This window comes from Mesorhizobium sp. M0136, assembly GCF_040322515.1.
In the GTDB taxonomy this organism is placed as follows: Bacteria; Pseudomonadota; Alphaproteobacteria; order Rhizobiales; family Rhizobiaceae; genus Mesorhizobium.
Window position 1 is genome coordinate 23,904 of sequence record NZ_JAMYTP010000042.1, and the last position, 6,279, is coordinate 30,182.

Annotated in this window: 6 protein-coding genes; 2 read left to right on the forward strand and 4 right to left on the reverse strand. The window is 61.0% G+C overall.

The genetic code is table 11. The features are described 5' to 3' along the window. Nucleotide 1: 1 nt before the first annotated feature. Nucleotides 2-889, forward strand: a complete 888-nt coding sequence (locus NKJ35_RS29530; RefSeq protein WP_254819527.1) for a branched-chain amino acid ABC transporter permease — start codon at nucleotides 2-4, stop codon at nucleotides 887-889. A 1-nt stretch (nucleotide 890) separates the two neighbouring features. Next, entirely contained in the window at nucleotides 891-1,868 is a 978-nt protein-coding gene (locus NKJ35_RS29535; RefSeq protein ID WP_352651119.1) for a branched-chain amino acid ABC transporter permease, read from the forward strand. Nucleotides 1,869-1,887: 19 nt separating this feature from the next. Here NKJ35_RS29535 and NKJ35_RS29540 read toward each other — a convergent pair whose 3' ends face one another. Genes NKJ35_RS29540 through NKJ35_RS29555 form a run of 4 tightly spaced genes read right to left on the reverse strand, consistent with a single transcriptional unit; the run spans nucleotide 1,888 to nucleotide 5,917 of the window. Next, on the reverse strand, nucleotides 1,888-3,063 hold the full coding sequence (locus tag NKJ35_RS29540) for an ABC transporter ATP-binding protein (protein WP_352507221.1): 1,176 nt from the start codon (nucleotides 3,061-3,063) through the stop codon (nucleotides 1,888-1,890). Then, on the reverse strand, nucleotides 3,056-4,198 hold the full coding sequence (locus NKJ35_RS29545) for an extracellular solute-binding protein (protein ID WP_352651122.1): 1,143 nt from the start codon (nucleotides 4,196-4,198) through the stop codon (nucleotides 3,056-3,058). The genes NKJ35_RS29540 and NKJ35_RS29545 overlap by 8 nt, the downstream gene beginning before the upstream one ends. Nucleotides 4,199-4,220: 22 nt before the next feature. Further along, nucleotides 4,221-5,042, reverse strand: a complete 822-nt coding sequence (locus tag NKJ35_RS29550) for an ABC transporter permease (RefSeq protein ID WP_352651124.1) — start codon at nucleotides 5,040-5,042, stop codon at nucleotides 4,221-4,223. Next, nucleotides 5,039-5,917 (reverse strand): ABC transporter permease, encoded by an 879-nt coding sequence (locus NKJ35_RS29555; protein WP_352651126.1) that lies wholly within the window; start codon nucleotides 5,915-5,917, stop codon nucleotides 5,039-5,041. The genes NKJ35_RS29550 and NKJ35_RS29555 overlap by 4 nt, the downstream gene beginning before the upstream one ends. Nucleotides 5,918-6,279: the final 362 nt, after the last annotated feature.

Sequence of the window (6,279 nt, forward strand, 5' to 3'; positions counted from 1 at the left end):
CATGACGATGATCTTCGGAATACCCGTTCAGGCATTCCTCGGCCAATTGCTGGTCGGCCTCATCAACGGCTCGTTCTACGCAATGTTGAGCCTGGGCCTTGCTGTCATATTCGGCCTGTTGCGCGTCATCAATTTCGCTCACGGCGCGCTCTATATGCTCGGCGCCTTCATCGGCTATCTGCTTCTCACCCGGTTCGGCATCGGCTACTGGCCGGCTCTGATCCTGTCGCCGCTGATCGTCGGCGGCTTCGGCGTCGTGGTCGAGCGCCTGGCGCTGTCGAGGCTTTACGACATCGACCCGCTCTACGGGCTGCTTTTCACCTTTGGCCTCGCGCTCGTGCTCGAAGGGGTATTCCGTTACTACTATGGCGTATCGGGAAGTCCTTATTCCGTGCCGCCGCTGCTCTCCGGCGGCACCAATCTCGGCTTCATGTTCCTGCCCAATTATCGCGGCTGGGTGGTGGTCGCCTCGATGATCGTCTGTTTCGGCACTTGGGCGCTGATCGAGAAGACCAGGCTGGGCTCCTATCTGCGCGCGGCAACGGAGAACCCCGGCCTGGTGCAGGCTTTCGGCGTCAACGTGCCGTTGCTGCTGACCCTCACCTACGGCCTCGGCGCCGCTCTTGCCGGGCTTGCGGGGGTTCTCGCCGCGCCGATCTATCAGGTGAGCCCGCTGATGGGATCTGACCTCATCATCGTCGTTTTTGCCGTTGTCGTGGTCGGCGGCATGGGATCGATCCTCGGGGCGATCGTCACTGGTTACATGCTTGGCCTCGCCGAGGGCTTGACCAAGGTTTTCTATCCCGAAGCCTCCAATCTGGTGGTCTTCGTCATCATGGCCATCGTGCTTCTGGTCCGGCCAGCCGGCCTGTTCGGAAGGGATGCCTGAGATGGCCGAACTGACACTTCGCGAGACGCGTGCCAAGAATTCCGCACGGCTTGAATGGGCGCTGGTCGGGCTCGGCATCCTGGCGCTGCTGGCGGCGCCTTTCTTCGTCTATCCGATCTTCCTGATGAAGATGCTGTGCTTTGCGCTGTTTGCCTGCGCGTTCAACCTTCTGCTCGGCTACACCGGCCTATTGTCCTTCGGCCATGCGACGTTCTTCGGCGGGGCGGCCTATTTCACCGCCTACGCGGTCAAGGTCTGGGGCTGGCCGCCGGAAGCGGGCATCCTGCTCGGCGTCCTGGGTGCGGCCCTGCTCGGCCTTGTGATGGGCTTCTTTGCCATCCGCCGGCAAGGCATTTATTTCGCCATGATCACGCTGGCGCTGTCGCAGATGTTCTTCTTCTTCTGCGTGCAGGCACCGTTCACCGGAGGTGAGGACGGCATCCAGGGCGTGCCGCGTGGTAGGCTGCTTGGAATGCTCGACCTGAACGTCTCGATCAACATCTATTATTTCGTGCTGGCAGTCTTCCTGATCGGCGTGTTCGCCATCTGGCGCATCATCAACTCGCCTTTCGGCATGATCCTGCGTTCCATCCGGGAAAACGAGAGCCGGGCCATTTCGCTGGGCTATTCCGTCGCCAACTACAAGCTGGCGGCTTTCGTCATGTCGGCGACATTGGCCGGGCTGGCCGGCGCGCTCAAGGCGATCGTTTTTCAGTTTGCCACGCTCACCGACGTCACCTGGCAGATGTCGGGCGAGGTGATCCTGATGACGCTCCTCGGCGGCATCGGCACCATGGTCGGGCCGATCATCGGGGCCAGTCTGGTCGTCGGCCTGGAAAACACACTCGCCACCTCGAGTTTTCCGGTGACCATCGCCACCGGCCTGACCTTCATGGTCTGCGTGCTGGTTTTCCGGCGCGGTATTGTCGGTGAGGTTTATGCGCGGTTTCTCGGGCCAAAGGGTGACGCGAAAGACTGAACGGCTCAGTTCCGCCTCGCTACGCGATGCGTAAGCCTTGCGCGTCGAGAAGCACGCAGCCCAGCGGATCGAAGCAGACATCGACCATTTCGCCTTCACGCAGCGGCTGGCCGTCGATCAGCGTGTTGGCGCGCACCAGCGTGCCGGCGCCGATGTCGATCTCGTAGACCGCATTGCCGCCCAGATAGGAGGTCGAGACTATCCGTCCCGCCAGCCTGTTGGCAGCACCGACGGTACCGACGGTAAGCTTCTGCGGGCGAACGACGACGGTGACCGCGCTGCCGGTCGCGAGCGCCTTCGGCGCGGCCGCCTTTACGACATGGCCGCTGGCCAGCGCGATCGTCGCCATCTTGCCGTCCATCACAGTCACGCTGCCAGGCAGCATGTTGGCCTTGCCAAGGAAATTGGCGACGAATGCGGTGGCCGGCTGATCATAGACCTGCGCGGGGGAGCCGATCTGCTCGATCAGGCCGGCATTCATGACGACGATGTGGTCGGACATCGACAAAGCTTCTTCCTGGTCGTGCGTCACGAAGATAGCGGTGATGCCCGTCTCCCTCTGGATTTTCTTGATCTCGACGCGCATGTCCTCGCGCATGTTGGCGTCGAGTGCCGACAAGGGCTCGTCCAGCAGCAGCACTTCCGGCTCGAAGACGATGGCGCGGGCCAGTGCGATGCGTTGCTGCTGGCCGCCAGAGAGCTGTGATGGCAGCTTTGTCTCACTGCCGGGCAGCCGCACCATATCCAGCGCCTTCTTGACCCGGCGCACGATTTCCGGTTTCGGCACATTTCGATATTTCAGGCCGAATGCGACGTTGTCGAAGACGTTCTTGTGCGGAAAGAGCGCGTAGTTCTGGAACACCAGACCAATGTTGCGCTTGTAGATCGGGATGTCGTCGACCCGCTTTCCGCCGATCGAGATCTGGCCGCTGGAGATGTCGACCAGGCCCGCGATCGATCGCAGGATCGTCGTCTTGCCGCAGCCGGACGGCCCGAGCAAGGTGACGAAACTACCCTTGCGGATCGCCAATGAAAAATCGCGCACAGCGGCGAACTTGCCGTAAAAAATATCGATGTCGCGGAACTCGACCGCAGGCTTTCCTGTCGGCTGCCTCTCGCCTTGGGCGAGCGGGTCGCCAGCGGCCCCGGCCGAAGCCGGCCGGGGCTGCTGGTCGTGGCTGTTGTCGTCATGCACCTTTCGACACCCTGTCCCATTGCTTGGTCCAGGCGTCCTCGTTCTTCGCCCAGTAGAGCGGATCGGCGAAGGTCAGCGACTTCATCGATCCGGTCGGGTCGAAGGCCGGAAGTGCCGCGATCTTGTCGGTCAGCTTCACCTTGGTCGGGTCAAGCGATGGCGGATAGTTCTGGCCCTCGGCGACGGCGATCGACGTTGCCGGATCCAGCATGAAGTTGATCAGTTCCTCGCATTCGGCCATGGGCGAACCCTTGAGCACCAGCATGTCCTCCATCCATGCGTATGAGCCGGCAGGGTCGAGATAGCCGATCGGCTGGCCCTGCTGCTGCAGGGCGGCGACACGTCCTGACCAGGCGTCGGTGACGACGATCTCGTTTCGCGACAGGAGGTCCATCAGTTCCGCGCCGGAACTCCAGAACTTCTTGGCCAGGTCGCGGGTCTCGCGAACCTTGGCCCAGATGGCATCCATGTCCTGGATGTTGTTGGGGTCCTGTTTCGTCTGCAGCGCCGCATACCAGACGCGCGTCGTCATATCGGCGTAGCCGCCGATCTTGCCGGCATATTTCTTGTCGGTAAGCAGGTTGGCGCCCTTTTCCTTTGCTTCATCCGGCGAAATGACCTTGTTGTTGTAGGCGATGCCAGTGGTGCCGTAATCATATGGCACTGCCGACAGCTTCGGCGTGATCTTGCGGAACGGCTCGATCATGGCGGTCAGCACATTCGCCATGTTCGGGATGTTCGCCTCGTTGATCTCCGAATTGAAACCGCCATTGACGTATTTGATGTAGTAGTTGACGCCGGAAGAATGGACGATCTGGAAGTCGCCCGGCTTCGACGTCTTGATCTTGGTGATGATCTCGTTCTCGTCGCCGAAGGTGCCCTGGACGACCTTGACCTTGGACTTGGCGGTGTAGGGCTGGAACGCGTACTTATCGATCGCTTCCTGCACCACGCCGCCCCATCCGTCGAAGCGCACTTCCGAAACCGCGGCCAGCGCCCGTCCCATCCAAGGCATGGAAAGCCCGGTGGCGGCGGCAGCGGCGGCCGTCAGCGTCAGGAATGATCGCCGGCTGATGTCGCCATCGGCATAGCGTTCGTTGAGCCGTTCCAGTCGTTTGGTGGTTGTCACTTTCATTTCCGTTCTCCCATTTTCATTTTCACTTGCCTGCCTTGAACCAGGTGAGGCTTTGCAGGATGAGCCCGCCAGCCAAGGGAATGCCGACCGTCAAAAGGATCATGACGGTTCCGAGCGCGTTCACCTCGGGGCTGATCGAGATCTTCAGCATCGAAAGGATTTGCGTCGGCATGGTCTCGACGCCCGCCGGCCGCCAGAACAGGCTGGCCGAAGTGTTGTCGAACGAAATCGTGAAAGCGAGCAGGACGCTGGCAAGCACTGCGGGAATGAGCAGCGGCAGCGTAATCTCGCGGAATGTCGACACACGCGGCGCCCCGAGCGACAGCGCCGCCTCCTCATAGGAACGCTTTATGCCGACCATGCGCGCCTGGACGATCAGCACCACGTAGGGGAGCGTGAGCAGAATGTGGCCGAGCACCAGCAGCGTCATGCTGCGCGGCTGGTCGACGGCTTTGATCATGACCAGCAGGCCGACGCCGAGTATCGTTTCAGGGACCAGCGCGGGAAGAATGGCAAGCGTGTTGATCGCCTGCTTGCCACGAAACTCGAAGCGCACCAGCGCCAATGCCGCCATGATGCCGAGCAGCGTCGTCACCGTCGCCGTTACCAGGGCAATCCACATCGATGTCCGGAAGGCGTCGAGAACCGGCTCGTTGGTGAGCAGCTTTTCGTACCACCGCAGGCTGAAGCCGGTGAGGGGAAAGCCGCCGAACATCGAGGCGTTGAAGGAAAGCACGACCGTGGCGAGGATCGGCGCAAACATGAAGACGTAGACGCACACCGTGACCACGCCGGTCAGCCGCCAGGCCCATCTGCCTTCGCGATCGGGATGATCCGCTCTCATGCGCTGAGGCCCTTCATGATCTGCGATAGGCCCATATAGCGGCTGTAGGCGGCAGCGGCGGCGCCGAGCAGGACGAACAGGACGATGGAAAGCGTGGCGCCCATCGGCCAATTGAGCTGGCCCATAATGGTATCGTAGATCAGGTTGCCGAACAGCGCATCGCGGCTACCGCCGAGCAGCTGCGGCGTCACATAGGAACCGGCCGCCAGCACGAAGCAGAGCAGCAGCCCGGCGCCCAGCCCCGGCATCGATAGTGGCAGGGTCACTTCGCGGAACGCCTGCGCGCTGGTACAGCCCATCGAGCGGGCGGCGGCGATCAGCGTGCGGTCGATGCTTTCCAGGCTGACATAGACGTTCAGGATCATGTAGGGCAGCAGAAAATGCAACAGCCCCATGATGACGGCGCCCTCGGTGTAGAGCATCGGCAACGGCTCGTTGATGACGCCCAGCCTGATGAGCGCCACGTTGATCAGCCCCTGTTCGCCGAGGATGTGGATCCACGAGAACGTCCGGATGGTGAAGCTGATCCAGAACGGCACGATGAGCAGCAGCAACAGCAGCCATTTGTGCCTGAAGGTCGTGGCCCAGATGAAATAGGCCGGGAAATAGCCAAGGATCGCGCAGATCACCGCGGTGATGGCGCCGACGCGAACGGTCTTCCAAAGAAAGCTGTGATAGTAGCTGTCGGTGAGGAATTCCTTCCAGTTGTCGAAGGTCAGCACCGCCGACTCAACTCCGGCGGTGACGAAGGTGAAAAACGTGTAGACCGTCATCATCGCGATCGGCAGCAGCAGAAGCAGGGTAAGCAGTATAAGCACAGGCGCGACGAGGACCCAGGCCAGTCGCTGATCGTATAATTTCCACCCTTTGGTCACGACCCGTCCACACCAATTTATGTGCAAGCCGCCATCACCGGGGCTCGGCTCGGCACTAGATTGGGCGATCGGCGTTCAGGTGTCCACTCTGCATGTGACTCCAGCACAAACTCTGTGCAGGGCCACCAGTTGACCCTCGCCCTGCCGGATTTCAACAAATTGCCCGGCGTTCCGCCTGCGCATTGATTAAATCAGCTATCTCGATATACAGGGTAAATTTCGGATATGGATTTCGCATGGGCCGGGCAATTTCATGAGTCGCAATTTTCTGGTGATTGAACCTGAGGAAGGCATTGCCGTGCTCAAAGGGCTTGCCTCCTCGGCGCGCATCTCGATGCTGAAACTGCTGCATGAAAAGGGGC

Excerpts from the sequence above, each read along its gene's own strand:
- NKJ35_RS29530 (WP_254819527.1), top strand. The coding sequence starts at position 2 with ATGACGATGATCTTCGGAATACCCGTTCAGGCATTCCTCGGCCAATTG.
- NKJ35_RS29550 (WP_352651124.1), bottom strand. The coding sequence starts at position 5,042 with ATGAGAGCGGATCATCCCGATCGCGAAGGCAGATGGGCCTGGCGGCTG.
- NKJ35_RS29535 (WP_352651119.1), top strand. The coding sequence starts at position 891 with ATGGCCGAACTGACACTTCGCGAGACGCGTGCCAAGAATTCCGCACGG.
- NKJ35_RS29545 (WP_352651122.1), bottom strand. The coding sequence starts at position 4,198 with ATGAAAGTGACAACCACCAAACGACTGGAACGGCTCAACGAACGCTAT.